Source organism: Ancylobacter lacus, from assembly GCF_018390635.1.
Classification (GTDB): domain Bacteria; phylum Pseudomonadota; class Alphaproteobacteria; order Rhizobiales; family Xanthobacteraceae; genus Ancylobacter; species Ancylobacter lacus.
Window position 1 is genome coordinate 145,115 of the sequence record NZ_JAHBGE010000051.1, and the last position, 26,967, is coordinate 172,081.

The following is a 26,967-nucleotide window of genomic DNA, read 5'->3' on the forward strand; positions in this document are numbered from 1 at the left end:
CAAAGCCCGGTGAGCTGCGCAAATGCCGGTATCTGCGACGTTGCGGCCCATAAGGTCGGTCCCTATTATGCGCGCCTTTCACGGGCGGGGTCGTTCCGGGCCGCCCCACAGATAACGAGAAACTCGTATGCTGCAGACGCTGCGCAAGGGCGCATCCGGCCTCGTCGCCAAAATTCTGATGGGCCTGCTCATCCTCAGCTTCGGCATCTGGGGCATCGCCGACGTGTTTCGCAACTTCGGCAGCCACACGCTCGCCAGCATCGGTTCGAGCGAGGTGACGGTGCCGGAGTTCCGCCAGCTCTACCAGCAACGGCTCCAGCAGATCAGCCAGCAGATCAAGCGCGGCCTGACGCCGGATCAGGCCCGCGCCATCGGCATTCCCGACCAGGTGCTCAATGAGCGCCTCGCCGAGGCCGCGCTCGACGACCGCGTCGGCCATCTCGGCCTCGCCCTCTCCAACGACGAGATGGTGAAGCGGATTTCGGAGAATCCCGCCTTCCGTGGTCCCAGCGGCAGCTTCGACCCGAATTACTTCAACCAGGTGCTGCGCTCGAACGGCTTCACCGAGGCCCGCTTCGTCGAGGCCGAGCGCCGCCTGGCGCTGCGCCAGCAGTTCCTCGATTCGCTGGCCGGCGGCATCGAGGTGCCGCAGGTGCTGCGCGACGCCTTCAAGCGCTACGAAACCGAGGAACGCAGCGTCAGCTACGTGCTGATCGAGCCGCCGGCGCTCGACACCATCGCCGCCCCCTCCGATGAGGTGCTGAAGGCCTTCTTCGAGGCCCGCAAGGCGGCGTTCCGCGCGCCGGAATACCGCAACGTCGCGGTGCTGGCCCTCACCCCCGCCGCTCTCGCCGCCACGGTGCAGGTGTCGGACGAGGACCTGAAGGCCGCCTACGAGGCCAACATCGCCCGCTTCGGCACGCCGGAAACCCGCGTGGTGCAGCAGATCGTGTTCCCCAATGCCGAGGAAGCCAAGGCGGCGGCGGACAAGATCGCGGCCGGCACGCCCTTCGCCGACATCGTGACCGAGCGCAAGCTGACGCCGGGCGACGTCAATCTCGGCAATGTCCCGCGCAGCGCCATCTTCGACAAGGCGGTGGCGGATGCCGCCTTCGGCCTGCCGCAGGGCGGCACCAGCGGGGTGGTCAACGGCCGGTTCGGTCCCGTCATCATCCATGTCGAGGCCATCACGCCGGGCGTCACCAAGCCTCTCGCCGAGGTCGCCACCGAGCTGCGCGCCGACCTGCAGGCCCAGCGTGCCCAGCGCGCGGTCGGCGACAGGCGCGACCAGATCGAGGACGAGCTTGCCAGCGGCGCCAAGCTCACCGAGGTCGCAACCAAGCTCGGCCTCGCGCTGCAGCAGATCAACACCGATATTTCCGGCAAGACCCCGGACGGAGCCTCCATCGGCGATGTCCCCGGCCGTACCGAGGTTCTGCGCGGTGCCTTCGCCGCCGATGTCGGTGCCGCGACCGACCCCGTCACCCTGCCGCAGAACGCCGGCTATGTCTGGTACGAGGTCGAAAGCGTCACCCCGGGCCGCGACCGCAGCTTCGAGGAGGCCCGCGCGCAGGCGCTCGACCGCTGGCGCCAGGACGAGGCGGCCAAGACGCTCGATGCCGAGGTCGAGGCGCTGAAGAAGAAGGTCGTCGACGGCACGCCCTTCGACAAGGCGGCGGCCGAGGCCGGCCTCGCGGTGAAGACCGCCGCCGGCATCCGGCGCGGCCGCGCCGCCGAGGGCATCCCGCAGGGCGCCATCAATGCCCTGTTCGCCACCCAGCAGGGCCAGGTCGGCTCGGCGCCGGTCGATCTCGGCGACGGCCGCCTCGTCTTCGTCGTCACCGGCGTCGGCGTGCCCGCCAGCATGGGTGAGGACAAGCAGGTGCTGGCCACCACCAGCCAGCGCATGCAGGAAGACCTGATGACGGAATATCTCGTGCGCCTGCAGGCCGACCTCGGCGTGAAGGTCAACCGCGCCGCGCTCGACGCCATTGTCGGCGGCGACACCCGCACCAATTGAGACCGGCCATGAGCAGCACCGCCACCGCCGGGCGTCCCCGCCTCGCCGACACCAGCTTCGCCGCCGCCTATGGCCGCGGGGAAGCGCAGGTCGTGACCCAGAAGCTGGTCGCTGACCTCGAAACCCCGGTCTCCGCCTTCCTGAAGATCGCCGCCGAGCGGCCCAACAGCTTCCTGCTGGAATCGGTGGAAGGCGGCGACACCCGCGGCCGCTATTCCATGATCGGCATCGAGCCGGACCTGATCTGGCGCTGCCGCGGCGACCGGGCGGAGATCAACCGGCAGGCCCAGATCGACCCGAACGCCTTCGAGCCCTGCGCCGAAGCCCCGCTGCTGGCGCTGCGCGCGCTGGTGGCGGAATCGCGCATCGCGCTCCCCGTCGGCTCGCCGCCGATGTCGGCGGGCATCTTCGGCTATCTCGGCTACGACATGGTGCGGCAGATGGAGCGGCTGCCGGCGCCGAAACCCGATATTCTCGGCGTGCCGGACGCGATCTTCATCCGCCCCACCGTGATGGTGGTGTTCGATTCCGCCCGCGACGAGATCACCGTCGTCACACCGGTACGGCCTCTCCCCGGGGTCTCCGCCGAGCTGGCCCATGAGCGGGCGCAGGAGCGCATCGAGGCGGTGGTGCGGGCGCTCGACGGCGCGCTGCCCAACACACCGGCGCAGGCGCCGTTCCACCAGGAGGTGGCGCCGGTCTCCAACACCCCGCCGGAGGCCTATCTCGACATGGTCGAGCGGGCGAAGGAATACATCCGCGCCGGCGACATCTTCCAGGTGGTGCTGTCGCAGCGCTTCGAGGCGCCCTTCACCCTGCCGCCGTTCGCGCTCTACCGCGCGCTGCGGCGGGTCAACCCCGCGCCGTTCCTCGTCTATTTCAACTTCGGCGATTTCGCGCTGGTGTGCTCCAGCCCGGAGATCCTGGTGCGGCTGCGCGACGACACCGTCACCATCCGCCCCATCGCCGGCACCCGCCGGCGCGGCGCCACCCCGCACGAGGACAAGGCGCTGGAGGAGGAGCTGCTTGCCGACCCCAAGGAGCGGGCCGAGCATCTGATGCTGCTCGACCTCGGCCGCAACGATGTCGGCCGCGTCGCCCGCATTGGCACCGTGCGGGTGACCGACAGCTTCTTCATCGAGCGCTACAGCCAGGTGATGCACATCGTCTCGAATGTCGAGGGCACGCTCGACCCCAGCCACGACGTGCTCGACGCGCTGGCCGCCGGCTTTCCCGCCGGCACCGTCTCGGGCGCGCCCAAGGTGCGGGCGATGGAGATCATCGACGAGCTGGAGCGCGACAAGCGCGGCATCTATGCCGGGGCTATCGGCTATTTCGGCGCCGATGGCGAGATGGATACCTGCATCGTGCTGCGCACCGCCGTGGTGAAGGACGGGCGGATGCATGTGCAGGCCGGCGCCGGGATCGTGTATGATTCCGTCCCGGAAAGCGAACAGCAGGAATGCGTCAACAAGGCGCGCGCGCTGTTCCGCGCCGGGGAGGAGGCGGTGCGCTTCGCGGCGCGCGCCGGCCGCGGCCAGTGAGGGTTCGCGCCGCGATGAGGACGGGAAGGCCGATGAGGATGATGGGGTGGACGATGAGGCCGACGACGCGCCGATGGCGGGGCGGGCGCGCGCTTCCCCGGCCGCCCGCCGCTTGACCCGGCGCGGGCTCTCCCCCTAGACCTTTTGCAACCGGCTTTCCGCCGGCGGACGGACCCGCGATGATCCTCCTCGTCGACAATTACGACAGCTTCACCTGGAACCTCGTGCACTATCTCGGCGGCCTCGGCGCCGAGGTGGAGGTGCGGCGCAACGACACCCTCTCCGTTGACGAGGCGCTGGCGCTTGAGCCCGAGGCGATCGTCATCTCCCCCGGCCCCGCCACCCCGAACGAGGCCGGCATCTGCCTGGAGCTGATCGCCCGCGCCGCCGACGAGGGGGTGCCGGTGTTCGGCGTCTGCCTCGGCCATCAGGCGATCGGGCAGGTGTTCGGCGGCGACGTGGTGCGCGCGCCGGTGCCGATGCACGGCAAGATGAGCGAGATGCACCACCAGGGCGAGAGCGTGTTCCGCGGCATCAACGGCCCCTTCAAGGCGACGCGCTACCACTCGCTGCTGGTGAAGCGCGACACCCTGCCCGCCGATCTCGCGGTGACGGCGGAAACCGATGACGGGCTGATCATGGGCCTGTCGCACCGCGACCTGCCGGTGCACGGCGTGCAGTTCCATCCCGAGAGCATCGCCTCCGAGCACGGCCACACCATACTGAAGAACTTCCTCGACCTCGCCCGGGCCTGGAACGCCGGCCCCCGCCGCTCACGCGCCGCCTGAACCGAACGAGCCAACCCCATGGAAAACCTCAAGGCTCTCATCGGCAAGGTCGCGACCGGCACCGCCCTGACCCGGGCGGAATCGGCCCATGCCTTCGACGTCATGATGTCGGGCGAGGCCACCCCCTCGCAGATCGGCGCGCTGCTGATGGGGCTGCGGGTGCGCGGCGAGACGGTGGACGAGATCGCCGGCGCGGTCGCGACCATGCGCTCCAAGATGCTCTCCGTGAAGGCCCCGGCCGGCGCGGTGGACGTGGTTGGCACCGGGGGCGACGCCTCCGGCTCCTACAACATCTCGACCTGCGCCTCCTTCATCGTCGCGGGGGCGGGGGTGCCGGTGGCCAAGCACGGCAACCGGGCGCTGTCCTCCAGGTCCGGCGCTGCCGACGTGCTGATGGGGCTGGGGGTGAAGATCGACCTCTCGCCGGAGCAGATCGGCACCTGCATCGCCGAGGCCGGCATCGGCTTCATGTTCGCCCCGGCCCACCACCCCGCCATGAAGCATGTCGGCCCGACCCGGGTGGAGATGGGCACCCGCACCATCTTCAACCTGCTGGGGCCGCTGTCCAACCCCGCCGGGGTCACCCGGCAGATGGTCGGCGTGTTCTCGCGCAGCTGGGTCGAGCCGCTGGCGGAGGTGCTGCGCACGCTGGGCTCGGAACGGGCCTGGGTGGTGCACGGTTCGGATGGGCTCGACGAGATCACCACCACCGGGCCGACCGCGGTGGCGGAGCTGAAGGACGGCGCGATCCGCCGCTTCGAGATCACGCCGGAGGAATTCGGCATCGCCCGGGCGACGCCGGAGGCGCTGAAGGGCGGCGACGGCGTCGCCAATGCCCGGGCGCTGCGCGCGGTGCTGGCCGGCGAGCCGGGCGCCTATGCCGATATCGCCGTCATGAACGCCGCCGCGGCGCTGCTGGTCGCCGGCGCGGTGGAGGATTTCGCCGGGGGGCTGGAGCGGGCCCGCCACAGCCTTTCCAGCGGCCGGGCGCTGGCCGCGCTTGACCGGCTCATCGCCGTCTCGAACGCCTGAGCGCCGCCCCGTCCGGCAGAAGGGCGCCCGCCCGAAGGAGACAGCCGCCATGGTCGACATTCTCGAAAAGATCGGCGCCTACAAGCGCGAGGAGATCGCCGCCGCCAAGCGCGTCCGCCCGCTGGAGCAGGTGCGCGCCCGCGCCGAGGCGCAGCCGGCGCCGCGCGGTTTTCTCGCCGCCATCGAGGCCCGGATCGCCGCGGGCGGCACCGCGCTGATCGCCGAGATCAAGAAGGGGAGCCCTTCCAAGGGCCTGATCCGGCCGGACTTCGATCCCCCGGCGCTGGCCCGCGCCTATGAGGCGGGCGGGGCGACCTGCCTGTCGGTGCTGACCGACACCCCCTCCTTCCAGGGCGCGCCGGAATTCCTGGTCGCCGCGCGCGAGGCGGCGCCCTCCCTGCCGGCGCTGCGCAAGGATTTCCTCTACGACACCTACCAGGTGTTCGAGGCGCGGAGCTGGGGGGCGGACTGCATCCTCGTCATCCTCGCCTCCACCGACGACGCCCTCGCCCGCGACCTGATCGAGACCGCCCACGGCCTCGGCATGGACGCGCTGATCGAGGTGCATGACGACGCCGAGCTGGACCGGGCGCTCGCCCTGCCCTCGCGCCTCGTCGGCATCAACAACCGCAACCTGCGCACCTTCGACGTCGGGCTGGAAACCTCCGAGCGGCTGGCCCCCCGGGTGCCGAAGGACCGGGTGCTGGTCGGCGAAAGCGGCATCTTCACCCCCGCCGACGTCGCCCGGCTGGCCCGCGTCGACATCCGCACCATCCTCGTCGGCGAAAGCCTGATGCGGCAGGACGACGTCGCCGCCGCCACCCGCGCCCTGCTCGCCCCGGCCGCGCCGCTGCGCGCCGCCGGCTGACCGCCATGAGCGCACAGGACAAGGCGGCGGGCGGGGACGCCGAAGCCGGGGACGGCGCCCCGCGCCTCAGCCATATCGACGCCAGCGGCGCCGCCAACATGGTCGATGTCGCCGACAAGGCGGTGACCGACCGCATCGCCCGGGCCGAAGGCCGCGTCGCGATGGAGCCGGCGACGCTGGACCTGATCCTCGCCGGCAATGCGAAGAAGGGCGACGTCATCGGCACCGCCCGCCTCGCCGGCATCATGGCGGCCAAGCGCACCCATGAGCTGATCCCGCTCTGCCACGCGCTGCAGCTCTCCAGGGTTGCGGTCGACATCAGCCCGGACCACGCCCTGCCGGGGCTGCGGGTCGAGGCCAGCGTGCGTACCGCCGGCCAGACCGGGGTGGAGATGGAGGCGCTCACCGCCGTCACCGTCGCCTGCCTCACCATCTACGACATGGCCAAGGCGGTCGACCGCGGCATGCGGATCGAGGGCGTGCGGCTGCTGGAAAAGGCCGGCGGCCGGTCCGGCCACTGGCAGGCCGGCTAAAGCACGCCCCGGCCGGGGGATGGCGGTTCGCGGGCCGAACCGCTGCGGCCGGACGCCGACGACGGGAGAGCCGCGCCGGGCTTCGGCGCGGCCGGCACGAACCTCACGGCGCCGGGCGGCGGACGCCACGGAACGCCCAACCGACCCAGGAGCAGGCCATGGCGCTGATGCCGGTTCACGATGCCCTTGCCGAGGTTCTCGCCGAGGCCGCCGCGCTCGGCGCCGAGACCGAGCCGCTCGACAGCGCCCATGGCCGGGTGCTCGCCGCCCCGGTGGTCGCGGCGCGCAGCACCCCGGCCGCCGACGTCTCCGCCATGGACGGCTATGCGGTGCGGGCGCAGGACGCCGCCGCTGGCGCCGCGCTGGCGGTGGCGGGCGAATCCGCCGCCGGCACCCCCTTTCCCCGCCGCCTCGGCGCGGGCGAGGCGGTGCGCATCTTCACCGGCGCGGTGATGCCGGCCGGGGCCGACGCGGTGGTGATCCAGGAAGACACCCGGCGCGAAGGCGACCGGGTCACGGTGCTGGAAGCCGCGACCGAGGGCCGGCATATCCGCCGGGCGGGCGGGGATTTCGCCGCCGGCGCCATCGTGCTGCCGGCGGGGCGCCGTCTCACCGCGCGCGACCTCGCGCTGGCCGCCGCCGCCGATCGGGCGGAGCTGGAGGTGGTGCGCCGGCCGGTGGTCGGCCTGCTCTCCACCGGCGACGAGCTGGTGCGCCCCGGCGCCGGGGCGGGGCCGCATCAGGTCATCCTCTCCAATGTCTATTCGGTCGGCGCCCTCGCCCGCGCCACCGGGGCGGAGGTGCGCGACCTCGGCACCCTGCCGGACGAGCGGGCGGCGACGGAACAGGCCTTGCGCGCCGCGCTGGACGCCGAGATCGACATCCTCGTGACCACGGGCGGCGCCTCGGTCGGCGACCACGACCTCGTCGCCCCGGCGCTGCTGGCGCTGGGGGTGCGGCTGGCGGTGCACAAGGTGGCGCTGCGGCCGGGCAAGCCGCTGATGTTCGGCCGCTTCGGGGCGAGCCACGTGCTGGGCCTGCCGGGCAACCCGGTTTCGGCGCATGTGTGCGCCCTGCTGTTCCTGCGCCCGCTGATCCGCCGGCTGGCCGGGCTGCCGGCGGCCGAGGCCCTGCCGCTGCGCCCCGCCCGCCTCGCCGCCGACCTCAAGGCCAACGACCAGCGCATGGATTTCCTGCGCGCCGAGATCGTCGGCACGGCGGAGGGGCTGCCGCTGGTGCGCCCGCTGCCGGTGCAGGACAGCTCGATGCTCAGCGTGCTGGCGCGGGCGGACTGCCTGCTGGTGCGCCCGCCCTTCGCCCCGGCGGCCATGGCGGGCGAGCCTTGCGAGATCCTTCCGCTCGACGATTGAGCGTCGCGGCCCCATCCATGCATGGTCGGCGCCGTCCCGCTTCACAGGTGCCGCATGCAGATCAACCTTCCCGAGATCCACGCCGAGGTCGAAGCCGCCTTCGCCCGCTATGAAACCGCCCTGGTGTCGAACGATGTCGCGGCGCTGGACGCGCTGTTCTGGGACGATCCCCTCACCATCCGGTACGGCATCACCGAGAATCTCTACGGCATCGACGCCATCCGCGCCTTCCGCGCCGCCCGCTCCCCGGCGGGGCTGGCGCGCACCATCTCCCGGACCGTGATCACCACCTACGGCACCGACATGGCCACCGCCTCCACCCTGTTCCACCGGCCCTCGGTGCCGGGCAAGGTCGGCCGGCAGATGCAGACCTGGATGCGCACGCCGGCCGGCTGGAAGGTGGTCGCCGCCCATGTCAGCCTGATCGACGAATGAGCACCCGCCGGCTCCGGCGGCGCGGTGACGCTCGCCCGCCGAGTCGCTATGGTGCCGCTCGATCCTGGGCCGGCGCGACGAATCGTCGGGCGGGCCGGGATCGCCCCAGTCGCCGCCGGGATTGAATGCCGTCCATGCCCGCCTCCCCGTCGACCCGGAAAGACCCGCTCCACGCCGACGCGTCTCCGCGGCAGCGGCCGACGCGCGCCGAGGAACTGCGCTTCCAGGTCGCCGACGAAATCACCCGCGGCCTGCTTCCCCCCGGCACGACGCTGGACGAGACCGCGCTGGCGGCACGGTTCGGCGTCTCCCGCACGCCGGTGCGCGAGGCCATCCGCGAGCTCGCCGCCTCCGGCCTCGTCGACACCCGGCCCCACCGCGGCGCGGTGGTGGCGCGGCCCAGCGTCGAGCGGCTGCAGTCGATGTTCGACGTCATGGCCGAGCTGGAGGCGCTCTGCGCCGGGCTCTGCGCCGTCAAGATCACCCCGGCCGAGCGGCGGGCGCTGGAGGCGCTCCACGCCGAGATGGGCGACCTGATGCGGCAGGGCGACTTCCTCGGCTATCGCGAGGCCAACGAGACCTTCCACACCTCGATCTATGCCGGCTCGCACAACGACTATCTCGCCGAGCTGACGCTGAGCACCCGGCGGCGGCTCTCGCCGTTCCGCCGCGCCCAGTTCCGCGCGCTCGGCCGGCTGGCGCTGTCGCACACCGAGCATGAGCGGGTGCTCACCGCGGTGATGCGCGGCGACCGCGAGGCCGCCGCCAGCGCCATGCGCCACCACATCGCCATCGTGCACGACGCCTATGAGGCCTACGCCCAGAGCCTGTGAGGCGCGGTGAAAAATGATTTATTGCAATAGCTTATCATAACAGTCGCAACCTTCGCATCAGGATGCCGTCAGCCCCGCCGCCTCGTTCTCCGCGGTGAGGAAGCCGCGCCAGCCGCCATAGCCGGTGATATCCCGCGCCTGGGTGACGGCGGCGGCCTCGGCGAGGAAGCCCTTCACCTGGCTGCCATCCTCCAGCGCCACCGTGCCAACGCCGAGCGGCGCGGGTATGCGGGCGATGAAACGGCCGAAGCTTTCCAGCGGCAGCGACCACACCTCGCAGGCGACCGGCGCGCCGGAGCCGATCCGCCCGCGCACCAGCCCCGGGCGCCGCACCCGCCCATCCGGGAGCAGATACAGCCGGTAATCCGCCGTGGTGCGCGCCGCGCGCACGAAGCTGCCGCCGAGATCGGTGAGTTCCCCGTTGAGCGGCAGGCCGGAGAGATGGGCGCCGAACACCGCGATCTCCATCCGGTTCGGCGCCGCTTCCGGCGCGAAGTCCACCTCCGCCGGCACCTGCCGGGCGGTGGCGCCCATCGGCAGGGCACTGGCCGCGTGCAGGGCCGCGCCGAGCCCGGCGAGATGGGCGTCGCGCCCCGCCGGGGCCAGCAGCGTCACCCCGAACGGCGCGGCGTCCGGCCGGATCTCGGCGGGAACGGCAAGGCCGCAGAGGTCGAGCAGATTGACGAAATTGGTGTAGAGCCCGAGCTGGCTGTTGAGCCGGACCGGATCGGCGTCGATCTGGGCCAGGGTGTAGACGGTCGGCATGGTCGGCACCATCAGCGCGTCGAGCCCCGCCAGCGCCGCCCGCGCCTCCATCTTCAGCTCGGCGAGGCGGTATTGGCCGCGGAAGGCGTCGACCGCGCTGGGCTCGCGGCCGCGCTCGATGATGCCGCGCACCACCGGGTGGACCGAAGTCGGCCGGGCATCGAGAAAGCCGCCGACCGCGGCGAAGCGCTCCGCCACCCAGGGGCCGTCATAGAGCAGCCGGGCGGTCTCGTAGAACGGCTCCATGTCCAGCTCGACGATGGCGGCGCCGAGCGCCCGCGCCCGCGCCACGGCGCGCAGGAAGGCGGGATCGGTGAGGAGATCGCCGAAGCTGTGGCGGTCCACGGCGCGGGGAATACCGATCCGCACCCCGGGCGGCCAGGCGCCCGGCCGGCCGAGCGGCAGCTCCCGCGAGAAGGGGTCGCCGGCATCCGGCCCGGCCATCACCGCCAGCGCCGACCACGCCTCGGCGACCGTGCGGGCGAACACCGAGACGCAGTCGATGGACCGGCAGGCCGGCACCACGCCGCGGGTCGAGACGAGGCCGACGCTCGGCTTCAGGCCCACGATGTTGGTGAGCCCGGCGGGAATGCGGCCGGACCCCGCCGTGTCCGTGCCCAGCGCGAAGGGCACCAGCCCGGCCGAGACCGCGACGCCGGAACCCGAGCTCGACCCGCCGGGCACGAGATCGGCGCGGATCGGGTTGCGCGGGGTGCCGTAGGGCGAGCGCCGCCCGACCAGGCCGGTGGCGAACTGGTCGAGATTGGTCTTGCCGATGACGATGGCCCCGGCCCGGCGCAGCCGCGCCACCGACGCCGCGTCGCGGGTGGCGACATAGGCGAAGTCCGGGCAGGCGCAGGTGGTGGGAAGACCGGCGACGTCGATATTGTCCTTCACCGCGAACGGCACGCCGTAGAGCGGCAGCCGCGCGGGGTCGATGCCGTCCAGCGCGCGAATCGCGGCGGCGAGCATGGCGTCGTCGGCGAGGGTGGTGAACACCGCGGGGTCGCCATGCGCCTCGATGCGGGCGCGGCACGCCGCCACGGTCGCGGCGACCGAAGCCGCTCCCTCCCGGTGCGCCGCCACGATTTCGGCAAGGGTCTGCGTCACGATCGTCTCCGCCCGATGAGTCTGCCGCCCGACGAGGCAAAGAACGGGCCATTGCATACAAGACCCGTGCGTGCCCGTCCGCAACGACCGCGATGGACGATCGGCTCTTTGCAAGAAATTCACCTAAACGATTCATCCTTGAAGAACACAAAACGAACAGTTAGTGTTTGTTCGTGATTTGTTTCCGTTACGCGTAGCCCGCGCCCCGGCAAGGAGCCCCGATGCTCACCCGCAAACAGCATGATCTGCTGCGCTTCATCCACGAGCGCCTGAAGGAAACGGGGGTTCCCCCCTCCTTCGAGGAGATGAAGGAGGCGCTGGACCTGCGCTCCAAATCCGGCATCCATCGGCTGATCACGGCACTGGAGGAGCGCGGCTTCATCCGCCGCCTGCCGAACCGCGCCCGCGCGCTGGAGGTGGTGAAGCTGCCGGAGAGCGTGCAGCCGGCGCGGCCGGCCCGCGCCTTCTCGCCCAACGTGATCGAAGGCAGCCTCGGCCGCCGCCCCGCCGGCGAGGAGGACATGGGTCGTCCCGTTCCGGTGCCGGTGATGGGCCGCATCGCGGCGGGCTCACCGATTTCCGCGATCCAGGCCCGCAGCCACACCGTCGCCATGCCGCCCGACATGCTGGGCAGCGGCGAGCACTACGCGCTGGAGGTGCGGGGCGATTCGATGATCGAGGCCGGCATCCTCGACGGCGACCTCGCCCTCATCCGCAAATGCGAAAGCGCCGACACCGGCGAGATCGTGGTGGCGCTGATCGACGACGAGGAAGCCACGCTGAAGCGGCTGCGCAAGAAGGGCGCCTCGATTGCCCTCGAAGCGGCCAACCCTGCCTATGAGACGCGCATCTTCGGCCCCGACCGGGTGCGCATCCAGGGCCGGCTGGTCGGGCTGTTCCGCCGCTACTGATCGGCGCCCAGGGCGGCCGCATCATCCGCCGGCTCCGGCGGGCGTGCTGCCGGAGCGCCGTTCTCCGGCCGCGGGCGGGACGGGTGCGGGGACGCGCGCGCCGGCTGCGACGCGCCGGAGCGGCCGGACCGGGCCTTTTCCGGCGCGCCACCTGCCGGGGTCGCACGCCCCTGAGCGACACCTTCCGGCGGGCTATCTTCCTGCGCGACGCGCGTGGGCGGCTCCCGTGGCGGCGGCAGCCACGGGCGGCGCTGCGCGGGGTCGCGCGCGTACACCACGGTGAAGGTCGCCTCGTCCCTCAGGGGCGAAGCGGCCGATGCGCCGAAAGCGGGCGCGCTTGAGAGAGGCCGATTCGAAGCGGATCGGCCGGCGACAGAATTGCCCGTGAAATGGTTACCCGGCGCGGATCGGCCGGGGGCAGAGTCGATCAGAACCGAGTCGGGCGAGGCGGGCACGGCCATGGCCGGCGGGACCTCGCCGGAGCCGGATGCATGCGCATCCCTGCCGGCGCGGGCGGCACCCCTCCAGCCGGTTGCGGCGGCATCGCCGGGGGCGGCGGGTTGACCGGCTTCTCCCCTGCCCACCCCTCGCGTTGCCGTATCCCGTGTTACCGGGTGTCCTGTCCCGACGTCCCCCGTTGCCGCATCCCGCCCGCCCAGATCTCCTGTCGCCACCTCCCGTGTCACGACGTCCCCTGTCGCCACCACTTCCTCCGCCCCGGCCGCGATGAGGCCGGGCTCAGGCGCGCTGGCTGCGTCGAGGCGGGGCGGCGCCTCAGCCGGGGCGGCGTGCGCCGTGGGAGCGATGTAGACGGCGATCGCCCCGGCCAGTCCGTCGGGATCGGTGCGGATCACCCGGGCGGCGCAATCCGGCGGCGGCGCGAAGCGCGTCACCACCAGCCGGGCCAGCCGGCAGTCGTCGGCAAGGCTGTTGCGGCTGCGGGAATAGGCGACCAGCCCGCCCTCCGGCAGCGGCAGCGTGCACCCTAGCGGGTCGCAGCGCGGCGCGGTGGCCTCGGGCGGCAGCGCGGACGCGGCGCCGGAGGTGGTCGCGGCGGTCGCCGCCGGCCGCTCCCCCTCGGCAGCGCGCCATTGCTGCACGGCGAAGCGGGAGGCCAGCGCTGGCCCGTCGCGATCCCCCATCAGCGCCAGCCGGCCGCCGGCGTCGCGCACCGCGACGGTGCGGCCCTGCGTGTCGATCAGGATCGCCGGCTGCGGCGCCGCCCGCGTCACCAGCGCCGCGGCGGCGGCCAGCGGCACTGCCAGCAGGGCCAGCCGGCTGCGCAGCAGGCACAGCGCCACCAGCGCCAGCGACACCAGCACCAGCGCCGCCAGCGGAAAGGCCCGCATCCCACGGTCCGCCCCCGGCATGGCCGCGACCCACTCCGCGATGGCGATCATGGCGTCGATGCCCCAGCCCATCGCCCGCCACGCCGGGCCGTCCCAGCCGAAGGGAATGAGCAGCGCCCCCAGCATTCCCGCCGGCATCACCACGAAGGAAATGACCGGCGCCGCCGCGAGATTGGCAATCAGGCTGAGCGGCGCCATGCGGTGAAAATGGTAGGCGGCGAAGGGCGCCGTCGCCAGCGCCGCGACCAGCGAGGAAAGCAGCACCGCGACGCCCCAGCGCAGCGCCCGCCCACCCCCGCCGGGGCCTCCCAGCCGGCGGATATGGCCGGCGAAACGCTCATGCCCGGCGACCAGCGCCAGCGTCGCGGCGAAGGACATCTGCGTGCCGGGGTCCACCAGCGCCGCCGGGGAGAGCGCGAGCACCGCCAGCGCCGCCAGCGCCAGCGTGCGCAGCGTGACCGCCGGCCGGTTCAGCGCCACCCCGGCCAGCACCACCATCGCCATCAGCCACGAGCGCTGGGTCGCCACCTCGGCGCCGGAGAGCAGGAGATAGAAGGTGGCCCCGGCCGCCGCCGGCACCGCGGCCCAGGCCTTGATCGGCCGGTGCAGCGCAAGGCCGGGCACCGCCGCCAGCCCGGCCCGGGCGGCGAGGAACAGCGCCGCCACCACCAGCGCCATGTGCAGGCCGGAGATCGACAGCACGTGGTAGAGGCCGGAAATCCGCATGGTCTCGTCGACGCTCTCCGGCACCGCGTCGCGCGAGCCGGTGACCAGCGCGGAGGCGATCGCCCCCGTCCCGCCCGGCAGCGCAGCGGCGATGCGCGCATCCATCGCCTGCCGCACCTCGTCGAGCGCGATGCGCAGCCTCAGCCCCAGCGAGGGCGGCGCCGGCGGCGGGGTGACACGCGGCCGGCCGACCGCAAAGCCGGTGGCGCCGATGCCCTCGAACCACGCGTCCTCACCGAAATCATAGCCGCCGGGAAAGGCCGGCCCGGCCGGCGGCCCCAGCGTCGCCCGCAGGGTGAGATGGCTGCCCACCGCCGGCGGCGCGGCGCCCCCGAGCACGAGGCGCACCCGTTCCGGCGCCACCGGCGCCCGCGCCAGCGCGGTGACGCGCAGCACGATCCGCGCCCCGCCGGGGCGCCGCCCGGTCTGCTCGACGAAGCCGGACAGCTCCACCGCCGTCAGCGGCCGGTCGAGCACCGGGTGGGCCATCGCGGCGACGCGCAGGGTGGCGGCGCCGAACCCGGCCGCCACCGCCGCGAGCCCCGCCAGCGCGAAGAACAGCGCCGGCCGCTCCCGCGCGGCGCGGGCGAGAAGGGCGAGCAGCCCGAACAGAACCGCTCCCGCCCCCAGCCACGGCTCGCGCCCGGCGCCGAGATAGAGCCCCACGCCGGCCGCGAAGGCGACGGGCACGAAGAGAAAGCCCCGCCGCCCCTCGAATTCCCGAGCGATATCCCCGGCGAGGCCCCGGCGCAGCCGCCCCGCCCACAGCCCGAGCGCGTCGAGGCCCCATGCCGGCGCGGCCGGACGCGGCACCGCGCCGGCCACGGCGATGGCCCGGGCGCCCGGACGCGGCGGCGTCTGCCCGCCCCTACCCGCGCCCGCCGCGCCGTCGCCGCGTTCCCGATCGGCCGCCCCCGCCACGAATGGCTCCCCGGCGGGGCGTCAGCGGCCCCGGCCCGTGTTTTCCCCTGCCCGCACCTATGCTACACGCTCCGCTCCCGCTCACCAGCCTCGGCCCTTCGGCCCGCCCGGCGCCTGCCGGGCCCGTGAGAACCGCATCCATGTCCGATCACGTCGTCACCCGCTTCGCCCCCTCGCCCACCGGCTTCCTGCATATTGGCGGGGCCCGGACCGCGCTGTTCAACTGGCTCTATGCCCGGGCGAAGGGCGGCCGGATGCTGCTGCGGATCGAGGACACCGACCGCCAGCGCTCCACCGAGGCGGCGATCGAGGCGATCATCGACGGGCTGAAGTGGCTCGGCATCGACTGGTCCGGCGACGTGGTCTACCAGTTCGCCCGCGCCGCGCGTCACCGCGAGGCGGTGGAGCAGATGATCGCGGCCGGCCGGGCCTATCCCTGCTACGCCACCGCCGAAGAACTGGAGGAGATGCGCGAGACCGCCCGCCGCGAGGGCCGCGCCCCGCGCTATGACGGGCGCTGGCGCGACCGCGACCCCGCCGAGGCCCCGGCCGGCCGCAAGCCGGCGATCCGGCTGCGCGCCCCGACCGAGGGCGAGACCGTGATCGAGGATCTGGTGCAGGGCCGCGTGGTCTTCGCCAACAAGGACCTCGACGACCTCGTGCTGCTGCGCTCCGACGGCAACCCCACCTATATGCTCTCCGTGGTGGTGGACGACCACGACATGGGCGTAACCCACATCATCCGCGGCGACGACCACCTCACCAATGCCGCCCGGCAGGCGCAGATCTACGCCGCGCTCGGCTGGTCGGTGCCGACCATGGCGCATATCCCGCTGATCCACGGGCCGGACGGGGCCAAGCTCTCCAAGCGGCACGGCGCGCTGGGGGTCGATGCCTACCGCGCCATGGGCTATCTGCCGGCGGCGCTGCGCAACTATCTCGTCCGGCTCGGCTGGAGCCATGGCGACCAGGAGATCTTCTCCACCGAGGAGATGAGCCGGCTGTTCGACCTCGACCGGGTCGGGCGCTCCGCCGCGCGGTTCGACTTCGCCAAGCTGGAAAATCTCAACGGCATCTATATGCGGCAGACCCCGGACGCCGAGCTGATGGCGGCGGTGGAGGACCTGCTGCCGCATCTGGAGAACGGCGCCGCCGTCGCCCGGAAGCTGACGCCCGCCCGCAAGGCGCAGATGCTGGCGGCCATGCCGGGGCTGAAGGAGCGCGCCAAGACGCTGGTCGAGCTGATCGACAGCGCCGGCTACATCCTCGAGGAGCGGCCGCTGCCGATCGACGAGAAGGCGCGCGCCCTGCTCACGCCGGAGGCCCGCCGCCTGCTCGGCCTCGCCGCACAGGCGCTGGCCGCCCTCGACGAGTGGTCGGCCGCCACCACCGAGGCCGCGGTGCGGCAGGTGGCGGAAAGCGCGGGCGTGAAGCTCGGCGCGCTCGCCCAGCCGCTGCGCGCCGCCATGACCGGGCGCACCACCTCCCCCGGTATCTTCGACGTGCTGGCGGTGCTGGGCCGCGAGGAGAGCCTTGCCCGACTCACCGACCAGGCCGGTACCGCCGCCGCGGCCTGACCTCGTCCATTCCCGCCGGCCCCGCCGGGGGCCGGCCGCGCCACGCGCCGCAGCGCGCGCGGCTATTCGACTTTGTGCGACTGCGAAGGCGGCAGCGCGGCCGGCGCCATGCCGCCAACCGTTGCGGCGCAACGATTTTCCCGTGAACGCGGTACCCGTGTGCGCTGCGCTTGCGAGCAGGGAACTAAAGGGATACGACTCTGGGAACGAGGTGCCACGGCCACACCGCGGCCGCCCGAACCCGGGCATGACGGGCCGCCCGGCCCGTCGCATGGGCGCAATGACGCACCTCTACAGTCGATTTGCTGGTTTGGGAGATCCCGCATGGACGCCGTTTCCAAGACATCGCCGACAACTGCCACCCTGAAAGTCGGCGACGACAGCTGGGAACTGCCCATCCTGTCCGGCACGATCGGCCCGGATGTCGTCGACATCGGCAAGCTCTACGGCCAGACCGGGATGTTCACCTACGATCCCGGCTTCACCTCCACCGCGAGCTGCGAAAGCCAGATCACCTATATCGACGGCGATGCCGGCGTCCTGCTCTATCGCGGCTACCCCATCGAACAGCTCGCCGAGAACGGCGACTTCCTCGAGACCTGCTACCTCCTGCTCTACGGGGAGCTGCCCACCGCGGCGCAGAAGGCCGATTTCGACTATCGCGTGACGCGCCACACCATGGTGCACGAGCAGATGAGCCGGTTCTTCCACGGCTTCCGCCGCGACGCCCACCCGATGGCGGTGCTGGTGGCCTCGGTCGGCGCCATGTCGGCCTTCTATCACGACAGCACCGACATCTCCGACCCGCAGCAGCGGATGATCGCCTCGATCCGCATGATCGCGAAGATGCCGACGCTGGCGGCGATGGCCTATAAATACTCCATCGGCCAGCCCTTCGTGTACCCGAAGAACGACCTCGACTACGCCTCGAACTTCCTGCGCATGTGCTTCTCGGTGCCCTGCGAGGAGTACAAGGCCAATCCGGTGCTCTCCCGCGCCATCGACCGCATCTTCATCCTGCACGCCGACCACGAGCAGAACGCCTCGACCTCGACCGTGCGCCTCGCCGGCTCCTCCGGCGCCAACCCCTTCGCCTGTATCGCCGCCGGCATCGCCTGCCTGTGGGGGCCCGCCCATGGCGGCGCCAACGAGGCGGCGCTGAAGATGCTCGGCGAAATCGGCTCGGTCGACCGCATCCCGGAATACATCAAGCGCGCCAAGGACAAGAACGATCCGTTCCGCCTGATGGGCTTTGGCCACCGCGTCTACAAGAACTACGATCCCCGCGCCAAGATCATGCAGAAGACCTGCCATGAGGTGCTGGGCGAACTCGGCATCAAGGACGACCCGCTGCTCGACATCGCGGTGGAGCTGGAGCGCATCGCGCTGCAGGACGAGTATTTCGTCGAGCGCAAGCTCTACCCGAACATCGATTTCTACTCCGGCATCACGCTGCGCGCGCTGGGCTTCCCCACTGCCATGTTCACCGTGCTGTTCGCCCTCGCCCGCACCGTGGGCTGGATCGGCCAGTGGAAGGAGATGATCGAGGATCCCGGCCAGCGCATCGGCCGCCCGCGCCAGCTCTACACCGGCGCCGTCCAGCGCGACTACACCTCGATCGCCCGCCGCAAGTGAGGCCGCGCGGCCGACGCCGCGCCCCTGTCACCCCGAGCACCCCGGCGCCGCAGCGCCGGGGTGTTTCCGTTTCGGGGCCGGCGTTTTGAACAGGCGTTCCGGGGCCGGCGGCGTGTGGGCCGTTCAGCGTGCGGCGAGTTCGAGCACCGCCCGCGCCGCGCGCCGGCTCGGCGGCTCGGCGCCGAGGCCCATCACCGCGTCGAGCCGGGCGAAGGCGGCGAGCTGGGCCTCGCGGGCCGGCCCGCCGCGCACCAGCTCGGCCAGATGGCGCGCCATGGCGGGCGGGTCGATGTGCCACTGCAGGAATTCCGGCACCGCCTTCTCGCGCAGGATCAGGTTGGGCAGAATCGCGGTGGTGACCTTCAATATGTAAGGCGCGATCCATCCCTCCAGGCGTGGCACGCGGTAGGCCGCGACCATCGGCACCCCCGCCAGCGCCAGCTCCAGCGTCACCGTGCCGGAGGCGGCAAGGGCGGCGCGGGCGACACGGAAAGCGGCGCGCTTTTCCGCTTCGTCCTCGACGATCCGCGGTGCCACCGGCCAGTTTGCCACCATCCGCTCAACCTGCGCCCGCCGGCGCGGCAGGGTCGGCAGCACGAGATCGAACGGACCGACCTCACCGCGCAGCCGGCCGAGCACCTCGCCGAAGGTCGCCCCGAGCCGCGCCACCTCGCTGCCGCGGCTGCCGGGCAGCACCAGCACCACCGGCGGGGAGGCCGCCCGCCGTGCCGCTTCCTCTGCCGAAGGCCGCAGTTCCGCCAGCTCGCCCAACAGGGGATGGCCGACATAGGTCGTCGGCGGGCCGCCCAGCCGCGCCATCACCTCCGGCTCGAAGGGCAGCACCGCAAGCACCCGGTCGATGTGCGGGCGCATGGCCGGCGCCCGCCCCTCGCGCCACACCCAGACTGTGGGCGCGACATATTTCACGATCGGCAGATGCGGCAGCCGCGCCCGCACCCGGCGGGCGACGCGGTGGTTGAAATCCGGCAGGTCGACCAGAACCAGCACATCCGGCGGCGCGGCGACGATGGCGGCCACCACCTCGCGCATCCGCCTCAGGATGCCCGGCAGGCCCGCCGCGACCTGGGCAAAGCCCATGGCGGTGAGATCGTCCATCGGAAACAGCGAGACCAGCCCCTGCGCCTGCATCCGCGTGCCGCCGACGCCGCGAAAGCGCGCCGCCGGCACCAGCGCCGCCAGCTCGCGCAGCAGGCCGGCGCCGAGCACATCCCCGGACTCCTCGCCGGCGACGACGAAGACGTCGAGCCCCGCGCCCGAGATGGCGTCGGCGCTCGCGGCGGCGCCTGTCGCGGCACGGCCGGCGGCGCTCATGGCGCCGCGTCCCCGGCGGCCACCCCGAGCAGGAACAGGCCGGCGGCGTCGGCCCGGCGGACCAGCTCCTCGACGTCGCTGACGATGACGCCGCCCGCCTCCACCGCGATGCCGGCGATGCCCGCGCGCACCGCGCCCTCCACGGTGAGCGGGCCGAGCGAGGGCAGGTCGAGCCGGCGGTCCTGCCCCGCCTTGGGCCGCTTCACCAGAACGCCACAGGGCGACGGCGCCTTGATGCGCCCGCGCGCGCGCAGATCGGCGCAGCGCTCCAGCATCAGGTCGGTGCCCTCCGCCGCCTCCACGGCGACGACATGGCCGTTCATCACCACCAGCCCCTGGCCGATGTCGAGCGGCCCGAGCACCTCAAGCGCCCGGAAGCCGGTGGCGATGTCGGCCTGTACCTCCCGCGACGGGCGGACGGCGCCGAGCACCCCCTCGGGCGCGAGAATGCCGGGCGCCACCTCATGGGCGCCAAGCAGGCGGAACCCCGCCTCCTCGAAGATGCGGGCGACGCCCGAGAGCAGGTGATCGTCGCCGCCGCGCATCAGGGCGATGACCCGCGGCATGCGCCGCAGCGTCGCCCAGTCCAGCCGGATGTCGCGGATGCGGGGGCGCAGCACCGTGCCGATCATCACCACGTCCCGGCAGCCATGGCGCTTCAGCTCCGTCTGAAGCATCCCGAACCGGCCCATGGGGATCCACACATGGGGAAAGGCCTCGACCTCCGCCGAGGCCGAACCGCGCAACGCGAACAGGACGACCCGGCGCCCGGCCGCCTGCGCCGCACGGGCGACCGCCAGCGGGAATGCCCCGCCGCCGCAGATGATGCCGAGCGCACCCTCCCCCGGCGCGGAACCCGGCGCGGCCTCAGGCGGCTTCGCGGTCGCCGCCATCGTCGACATCATGGGGCACGGTGAGCCGGCGCTTGCCGGCCGAACGGATGAAGTCGAGCACGATGGTGACATAGGGCTGGCCGGCGAACAGCTCGGCGGTGCGCGCGGTGCGCTCGACCAGCGTGCCGCGCCCATAGAACAGCTCGCGATAGGCCGCGCGCAGGGCATGGATGTCCGCCCTGGTGGCGCCGCGACGCTTCAGGCCGATGATGTTGAGCCCGCCCAGCCCCGGGCGGCCCTCGACCATCGCCCCGAACGGGATGATGTCGTGCCGCGCGCCGCACATGCCGCCGATGATGGCGCCCTCGCCCACCCGGGCGAACTGGTGCACCGCGGTGAGGCCGCCAAGGAACACATTGTCGCCGACGGTGACATGGCCGGCCAGCGTCGCGTTGTTGGCGAAGATCACGTTGTTGCCGACCACGCAGTCATGGGCGACATGGCTCGCCGCCATGAACATGCCGTTGTCGCCGACCCGCGTCTCCATGTGACCGCCCGCGGTGCCGATGTTCATCGTCACATGCTCGCGCACGATGCAGTTGCGCCCGACCACCAGCCGGCTCGGCTCGCCCTTGTAGTGCAGCGACTGCGGCGGCGTGCCGAGCACCGCGAAGGGATACACCGCGGTGCCGGCGCCGAGCGTGGTGTGTCCTTCCACCACGACATGGGACAGCAGGCGAACGCCGTCGCCCAGCTCGACATCGGGACCCACCGTGCAGAACGGACCGATCTCAACATTCTCGCCGAGGCGCGCACCCTGCGCGACGCGCGCCGTGGGGTCGATCCGGGCCGTGGTGGAACTCATCAACAGCTACTCCTGTGCGATCATGGCGCCGACTTCGGCCTCGGCCACGAGCTGGCCGGCGACCTTCGCCTCGCCGCGGAACCACCACATGTTCCGCCTCTTGGCGAGGCGCGTCATGTGATATTCCAGCACGTCGCCCGGCACCACCGGCTTGCGGAACTTGGCCTTGTCGATGGTCATGAAATAGACGAGCTGCGGCTTGCCCCCGCCGCCGCCGAGCAGGCAGATCGTGCCCGCGGTCTGTGCCATGCCCTCGAGGATGAGCACGCCCGGCATCACCGGGCGATCCGGGAAATGGCCCTGGAAGTGCGGCTCGTTGGCCGAGACGTTCTTGATGCCGACCGCGCTGAGATCGCCGTCGATGTCGACGATGCGGTCGATCATCAGGAAGGGGTAGCGATGCGGCAACGCCGCAAGGATCTGCTGGATGTCGGCGGCCCCAAGGACCTTATTTTCCTCGCCACTCATCAAACGCCCCGTTGTCCTTCATCCCCGCGCGATCCGTCCGGCCGCTCCCCGCGGCCGAGACGCTGCACCGCCATCACCTCGCGGAACCAGTCGCGCATCGGCTTGGCCGGCGATCCGCCCCATTGCGCCCCGGCCGGCACGTCGTCCTTCACGTTGCTGCTGGCCGCGATCTGCGCCCCGTCGCCGATGTGGACATGGCCGATGACCCCGACCTGGCCGCCGAGCATCACGAAATCGCCGAGCGTCGCGCTGCCGGCAATGCCGGTTTGCGAGACCACCACACAGTGCCGGCCGATGACGACGTTGTGGGCGATCTGCACCAGATTGTCGATCTTGGTGCCCTCGCCGATCACCGTGTCGCGCACCCCGCCGCGGTCGATCGCGGTGTTGGCGCCGATCTCGACATCGTCCTGAAGGATGACCCGGCCGAACTGGGGAATCTTGGCGTGGCCGCGGGCGCCCCCGAGATAGCCGAAGCCGTCCTGGCCGATTCGCGCGCCGGGGTGGATGATGACCCGGTCGCCGACCAGCGCATGGATCAGCGACACGCCGATGCCGATGTGGCAGTTGCGCCCGATCCGCACCCCGGGGCCCACCACCGCGCCGGCGGCGATGACGCTGCCGGCGCCGATTTCGGCCCCCGGCCCGACCACCGCGCCGGGATCGACCGTGACCGCGTCCTCGAGCCGGGCCTGCGGATGGACGATGGCGCCGGCGGCGACGCCGTGATGGCCGAACACCGAGGCCGGCCGCAGCAAATCGGCATGGACATGCCGCGCCAGCGCGACGAAGGCGTGGTGCGGGCGCGCCACCACCAGCGCCTGCGTGCCCGCCGGCACCCGCTCCAGCAGGCGCTCGGGGACGAAGCAGGCGCCCGCGCGCGTGGCCGCGAGCTGCGGCACGAAACGCGCCGCGTCGATGAAGCTGACGTCGCCCGGCTGGGCGCGGTCAAGCGCGGCAAGGCCGGTGATGACCGGCGCGGGGGACACGAGCGGCCCGGCGGCCCGCGCACCGGTGATGGCGCACAGCTCCTCTAGCGAGAGCGGCGCACGCGGCGCGAAGAAGACGGGATCACTCATGGCGGGAACCGGACGGCGCTCTCAAACAGACAGGCGGCCCGGAAGACCGGGCCGCCATGACCTTATACACGGATGGCCGGAGATCAGAACTTGGTGCCGCCGGAGAAGCGGAAGGCCTGGGTCTGATCGTAGCTTTCCTTGGTGAGCGCCCACGCATAGTCGAAGCGCAGCGGACCGAAGGGCGACTTCCAGATCAGGCTCATACCCACCGAGGAGCGAACCATGTCGCTGTCGGCGACGCAGACATTCGCCCAGCCCTGGGTCTTGGAGCCGGAGATCTGCGAGCAGTCCGTCAGGTTGTTTTCCCAGCCCGACACATTCTGGAAGGTGGTGTTGCCCTGGTAGTCCCACAGCGAACCGGCGTCGGCGAACACCGCGAACTTCAGGCCCGCTTCCTTGGGCAGGAAGGAGAGCGGGAACTGCAGTTCCGCCGTCGTGCCCCAGTAGAGCGTGCCGCCGAGCGCGGTCGGGTCGGTGCCGTCGCCGCCCGAGGCAAGGTCGCGCGGGCCGATGCCGTTCGAGGCGAAGCCGCGGACCAGATCGGGGCCCTTGAAGAAGTTGTCGAGGATGCGCAGCTGCTCGCCGCCCCACGAGGAGACGTTACCCGCCTGACCGCGCAGCATCAGCACGAAATCGCCGAACAGCGGGTAATAGGCGCGGGCGTCGAAGGTGGAGCGGATGTAGTCGACATCGCCGCCGAGGCCGGCGAGATCCTGCTTGAACTCGATCAGGTAACCCGAGGTGGGATCGAGGTTATTGTCGAGCATGTTGTAGGAGAGGGTGTAGCCGATGGCCGAGGTGAGGGCCGGATCGCCGTCCACCTCGAGAATCGCCCACGAGACATTGTAGTTGTAGTCGCTGCTGACCGTGACTTCCTTGGTCGACAGCGTGTAGCGCAAGCCCAGCGTCAGCTCGTCGGTCAGCGGCAGGCCGAGGCGCAGCGTACCACCGGCGGTGTTGGTGTCGTACGGGCTGGTGCTGGTCGCCGAGGTATCCTTGTAGAACAGGTCGAAACCGGCGGCGACGCGATAGTCGAGGAAGTAGGGCTCGGTGAAGTTGAACTCCACGCCCTGCGTGTTCTCGCCCAGCGTGCCCGACAGGCGGACATACTGGCCGCGGCCGAGGAAGTTCTTCTCGGTGATCGCGACTTCGCCGATGAAGCCGTCGCTGGTGGAGTAGCCGCCCGAAACGGCGAACTCGCCGGTCGGCTGATCCTCGACATCCACCACGAGGATCACGCGATCCGGGGCCGAGCCCGGCTCGTTGGTGATCTTGACGGTCTTGAAGAAGCCGAGATTGCGCAGCCGGCGCTCGGCGCGGTCGACCAGAACGCGGTTATAGGCGTCGCCTTCGCCGAGATCGAACTCGCGGCGCACCACCCAGTCACGGGTACGGGTGTTGCCCCGCACCTCGATGCGCTCGATATAGACGCGCGGCCCCTCTTCCACGGTGAAGACGAGCGAGATGGTGCGGGCCTCGAAGTTGCGGTCGCCGCGCGGGCGGACCTGCGCGAAGGCATAGCCGCTCTTCGACACCTCGATGGTGGCGTTCTCGACCGACTTCTCGACCAGCTCAGCGTTATAGACCTGGCCCTGCTGGACGCGGAGCGCGGAACGGATCGAAGCCGGGTCGACGTCCTTGATGTTGGAGACGACGTCGATCGTGCCGAAGCGGTACTGCTGACCCTCGTCGAGCACATAGGTCAGGATGAAGCCGCCGGTCTTGCGGTCGAGGTCGGCCGACACCGACACGATGCGGAAATCGGCATAGCCGTTCTTCAGGTAGAAGCGGCGCAGCAGCTCCTGGTCGGCATTGATGCGGTCGACGTCATAGACGTCGGTGTTCTTCAGCCAGGACAGCCAGTTCGACTCGGTGGTCGTCAGCTCGTCCTTGAGCTTGTATTCGGAGAAGGCCTTGTTGCCGACGAAGACGATCTTGGAGATGCCGAGCTTCTCGCCCTCGTTGATCTCGAACACCAGATCGACCCGGCCCTCGCCGCGGTCGATGGTCTTCGGCTCGACGCGGACGTCGTAGCGGCCGGCGCGGCGATAGAGCTCGATGATGCGCTGGGTGTCGGCCTGGACGGTGGCCTTGTTGAACGGGCTGCGCGGCTTCGACTGCACCTCGGAGGCGAGCTGCTCGTCCTTGATCTTCTTGTTGCCCTCAAAGGCGACGCGGTTGATCACCTCGTTCTCGACCACGGTGACGACCATGCGGCCGCCCCGGTTGCTGATGCGCACGTCGGAGAACAGGCCGGTCGCGTAAAGGCTCTTCAACGCCTCGTCGATGCGGGCGGCGTCCAGCTTCTGGCCGGCCGGGGGCGTGAAATAGGCGCGGATGGTGTCGGCATCCACCCGCTTGTTGCCCTCGACGATGATGGAGCTGGCGCTCTGGGCAAAGGCGCTCTGCGGCGGAAGGGCGATGGATCCGGCGACCCCAGTGACCGCCGTGGCGAGGCACACGCCACTCACGGACACCATCTTACTCACAAACCGGACACGAGCAGCCATGTGGTGCGCAACCTTACCGTTGTTCTGGTATCGGCACAGCTTCGCACAAGCGAAAAGCTGCACGGACTCTCACCCTGCGGACTTGTTTGTACAGACTTTTGCTGCACCTGCAAACCGAGCCGCCCCTCGGTCCGCGCCTTTTCCGGGTGGCGTTGCCTCCGGGCAACGCCACCCGCTCTCGCCCCTCAAGATTTTGAAATGTTGAGGATATCGTTGAATGTCGCAAACAGCATGAGCATCAGCACCAAAGCGAGACCGATGCGGAAACCGACCTCCTGCGCGCGCTCGCTCAAGGGCCGGCCCCGCAGCGCCTCGACCGCGTAGAAGGCCAGGTGACCACCGTCGAGCAAGGGTATCGGGAAGAGGTTAAGAAGTCCGATCGAAACCGACAGCACCGCCGCGAGCTGCAGCAGCGCGGCGAAGCCGAACGTCGCCACCTGCCCCGACACCTGGGCGATGCGAATCGGGCCGCCGAGCTGGTCCGGCGATTCCCGTCCCGACACCACCCCGCCGAGATAGCTGAAGGTGCGGTCGACCACGAACCACACTTCCTTCACCGCCATGCCGACCGCCGTCACCGGGCCATAGGTCTGCGTCACCGCCCCGCCATTCTCGGCGGAACGGGAAATGCCGAGAATGCCGATATTGTGGACATTGCCGAAGCTGTCCTTGATCTCGCGGCGGTCGGGCACCGCGGTCAGGGTCACCTCGCCCTCCCCCTCGCGACGCACGACGACGCTGAGCTGCTGCCCGGCGCTGGCGCTGACGACGCGCTGCATGTCGCTGAAGGATTCGATCGGCGTGCCGTCGATGCTGAGGATGAGGTCGTGGGGCTGGAAGCCCGCGCGCTCGGCGGCGCTGCCGGTCTGCACCGCGTCCACCACCGGCGTCATCACCTGCCGGCCCACCGTCATGAACAGGCCGGCGAAAATCGCGATGGCGAGCAGGAAATTGGCGATCGGCCCCGCGGCCACGATGGCGGCGCGCGCACCGACGGACTTGTGGAAGAAGCTGCCCTCCCGCTCCTCCGGGGTCATCCGCGCCACCGCGTCGCGGTCGGGCGCGCTGGCGGCGTTGTCGTCGCCGTGGAACTTCACGAAGCCGCCGAGCGGGATGGCGGCCAGACGCCAGCGGGTGCCGTGGCGGTCATTGAAACCGGCGATCTCCGGTCCGAAGCCGATGGAAAACGCGACGATCTTCACCCCGGCGCGCCGCGCGACCCAGAAATGGCCGAGTTCGTGAAAGAACACCACCACCGTGAGCACGAACAGGAAGGGGATGATGTAGCCCAGTATCCAGTGGATCTGACCACCCGCCGCGACCACAACGTCCATCACAAGCTTCCTCTCGCCCAACGGGGCTCCTGCATGACCACCCCGTCAGTACGGCGGCTTTGCGGCAAAGATGCGCAAAACCGGCCGCGCCGGCAATGAGGGGGCGCATCGTCCGGCCGCAGATGGCGC

At 71.3% G+C, this 26,967-nt stretch carries 21 protein-coding genes; 12 read left to right on the plus strand and 9 right to left on the minus strand.

Going from position 1 to position 26,967, the window contains the following annotated elements; all coding sequences use genetic code 11:
* The first annotated feature begins 127 nt into the window (after nt 1-127).
* From KHC27_RS13395 to KHC27_RS13435, 9 genes are all read left to right on the plus strand, one after another.
* Complete coding sequence (locus KHC27_RS13395) at nt 128-2,020, plus strand: peptidylprolyl isomerase (RefSeq protein WP_213339872.1); 1,893 nt, start codon at nt 128-130, stop codon at nt 2,018-2,020.
* Between the two features lie 8 nt (nt 2,021-2,028).
* Nucleotides 2,029-3,564, plus strand: coding sequence for an anthranilate synthase component I (trpE, locus tag KHC27_RS13400; protein ID WP_213339873.1), 1,536 nt, complete (start codon nt 2,029-2,031; stop codon nt 3,562-3,564).
* Nucleotides 3,565-3,743: 179 nt separating this feature from the next.
* Nucleotides 3,744-4,352, plus strand: coding sequence for an anthranilate synthase component II (locus KHC27_RS13405; protein ID WP_213339874.1), 609 nt, complete (start codon nt 3,744-3,746; stop codon nt 4,350-4,352).
* Nucleotides 4,353-4,370: 18 nt separating this feature from the next.
* Nucleotides 4,371-5,384, plus strand: coding sequence for an anthranilate phosphoribosyltransferase (gene trpD, locus KHC27_RS13410; protein WP_213339875.1), 1,014 nt, complete (start codon nt 4,371-4,373; stop codon nt 5,382-5,384).
* A 49-nt stretch (nt 5,385-5,433) separates the two neighbouring features.
* Nucleotides 5,434-6,252: an indole-3-glycerol phosphate synthase TrpC gene (gene trpC, locus KHC27_RS13415; protein WP_213339876.1), complete on the plus strand. Its 819-nt coding sequence runs from the start codon at nt 5,434-5,436 to the stop codon at nt 6,250-6,252.
* Nucleotides 6,253-6,257: 5 nt separating this feature from the next.
* Nucleotides 6,258-6,785 (plus strand): cyclic pyranopterin monophosphate synthase MoaC, encoded by a 528-nt coding sequence (gene moaC / locus KHC27_RS13420; RefSeq protein WP_213339877.1) that lies wholly within the window; start codon nt 6,258-6,260, stop codon nt 6,783-6,785.
* 158 nt (nt 6,786-6,943) lie between these two features.
* Nucleotides 6,944-8,155, plus strand: a complete 1,212-nt coding sequence (locus tag KHC27_RS13425; RefSeq protein WP_213339878.1) for a molybdopterin molybdotransferase MoeA — start codon at nt 6,944-6,946, stop codon at nt 8,153-8,155.
* Nucleotides 8,156-8,209: 54 nt separating this feature from the next.
* Nucleotides 8,210-8,590, plus strand: coding sequence for an oxalurate catabolism protein HpxZ (gene hpxZ / locus KHC27_RS13430; RefSeq protein ID WP_213339879.1), 381 nt, complete (start codon nt 8,210-8,212; stop codon nt 8,588-8,590).
* 134 nt (nt 8,591-8,724) lie between these two features.
* Entirely contained in the window at nt 8,725-9,423 is a 699-nt protein-coding gene (locus tag KHC27_RS13435) for a GntR family transcriptional regulator (RefSeq protein ID WP_213339880.1), read from the plus strand.
* A gap of 57 nt (nt 9,424-9,480) precedes the next feature.
* Here KHC27_RS13435 and atzF read toward each other — a convergent pair whose 3' ends face one another.
* The gene (gene atzF, locus KHC27_RS13440; protein ID WP_343210906.1) at nt 9,481-11,298 is read right to left on the minus strand and encodes an allophanate hydrolase; all 1,818 of its coding nucleotides are present in this window, start codon (nt 11,296-11,298) and stop codon (nt 9,481-9,483) included.
* A 221-nt stretch (nt 11,299-11,519) separates the two neighbouring features.
* Here atzF and lexA point away from each other — a divergent pair, with 221 nt between their 5' ends.
* Nucleotides 11,520-12,209 (plus strand): transcriptional repressor LexA, encoded by a 690-nt coding sequence (lexA, locus tag KHC27_RS13445; protein WP_213339882.1) that lies wholly within the window; start codon nt 11,520-11,522, stop codon nt 12,207-12,209.
* On the opposite strand, the gene KHC27_RS13450 is transcribed toward lexA, so the two are convergent.
* Complete coding sequence (locus tag KHC27_RS13450) at nt 12,203-15,205, minus strand: ComEC/Rec2 family competence protein (protein WP_343210907.1); 3,003 nt, start codon at nt 15,203-15,205, stop codon at nt 12,203-12,205. The two genes, lexA and KHC27_RS13450, sit on opposite strands and share 7 nt — an antisense overlap.
* 140 nt (nt 15,206-15,345) lie before the next feature.
* Between KHC27_RS13450 and gltX the strand changes: the two genes are divergently transcribed.
* Together gltX and gltA are read left to right on the plus strand one after the other, a co-directional pair.
* Nucleotides 15,346-16,782 carry a glutamate--tRNA ligase gene (gene gltX / locus KHC27_RS13455; protein WP_213339883.1) on the plus strand — a complete coding sequence of 479 codons (1,437 nt, stop codon included), beginning with the start codon at nt 15,346-15,348 and terminating at the stop codon, nt 16,780-16,782.
* Between the two features lie 324 nt (nt 16,783-17,106).
* Nucleotides 17,107-18,417, plus strand: coding sequence for a citrate synthase (gltA, locus tag KHC27_RS13460; protein ID WP_213339884.1), 1,311 nt, complete (start codon nt 17,107-17,109; stop codon nt 18,415-18,417).
* 123 nt (nt 18,418-18,540) lie between these two features.
* Here the strand turns inward: gltA and lpxB are convergent, their stop codons facing one another.
* The 7 genes from lpxB to rseP all read right to left on the minus strand — a co-directional run bounded on the left by lpxB (nt 18,541) and on the right by rseP (nt 26,838).
* Nucleotides 18,541-19,749, minus strand: a complete 1,209-nt coding sequence (lpxB, locus tag KHC27_RS13465; RefSeq protein WP_213339885.1) for a lipid-A-disaccharide synthase — start codon at nt 19,747-19,749, stop codon at nt 18,541-18,543.
* On the minus strand, nt 19,746-20,642 hold the full coding sequence (locus tag KHC27_RS13470; RefSeq protein WP_213339886.1) for an LpxI family protein: 897 nt from the start codon (nt 20,640-20,642) through the stop codon (nt 19,746-19,748). Before KHC27_RS13470 ends, lpxB begins: the two co-directional genes overlap by 4 nt.
* Nucleotides 20,617-21,447 (minus strand): acyl-ACP--UDP-N-acetylglucosamine O-acyltransferase, encoded by an 831-nt coding sequence (gene lpxA / locus KHC27_RS13475; RefSeq protein ID WP_213339887.1) that lies wholly within the window; start codon nt 21,445-21,447, stop codon nt 20,617-20,619. The genes KHC27_RS13470 and lpxA overlap by 26 nt, the downstream gene beginning before the upstream one ends.
* A 6-nt stretch (nt 21,448-21,453) precedes the next feature.
* Nucleotides 21,454-21,915, minus strand: a complete 462-nt coding sequence (fabZ, locus tag KHC27_RS13480; RefSeq protein WP_213339888.1) for a 3-hydroxyacyl-ACP dehydratase FabZ — start codon at nt 21,913-21,915, stop codon at nt 21,454-21,456.
* Complete coding sequence (gene lpxD, locus KHC27_RS13485; RefSeq protein ID WP_213339889.1) at nt 21,915-22,994, minus strand: UDP-3-O-(3-hydroxymyristoyl)glucosamine N-acyltransferase; 1,080 nt, start codon at nt 22,992-22,994, stop codon at nt 21,915-21,917. Before lpxD ends, fabZ begins: the two co-directional genes overlap by 1 nt.
* A gap of 83 nt (nt 22,995-23,077) precedes the next feature.
* Nucleotides 23,078-25,474, minus strand: a complete 2,397-nt coding sequence (gene bamA / locus KHC27_RS13490) for an outer membrane protein assembly factor BamA (RefSeq protein WP_213339890.1) — start codon at nt 25,472-25,474, stop codon at nt 23,078-23,080.
* A gap of 215 nt (nt 25,475-25,689) precedes the next feature.
* On the minus strand, nt 25,690-26,838 hold the full coding sequence (rseP, locus tag KHC27_RS13495) for an RIP metalloprotease RseP (RefSeq protein WP_213339891.1): 1,149 nt from the start codon (nt 26,836-26,838) through the stop codon (nt 25,690-25,692).
* Nucleotides 26,839-26,967 lie beyond the last annotated feature (129 nt).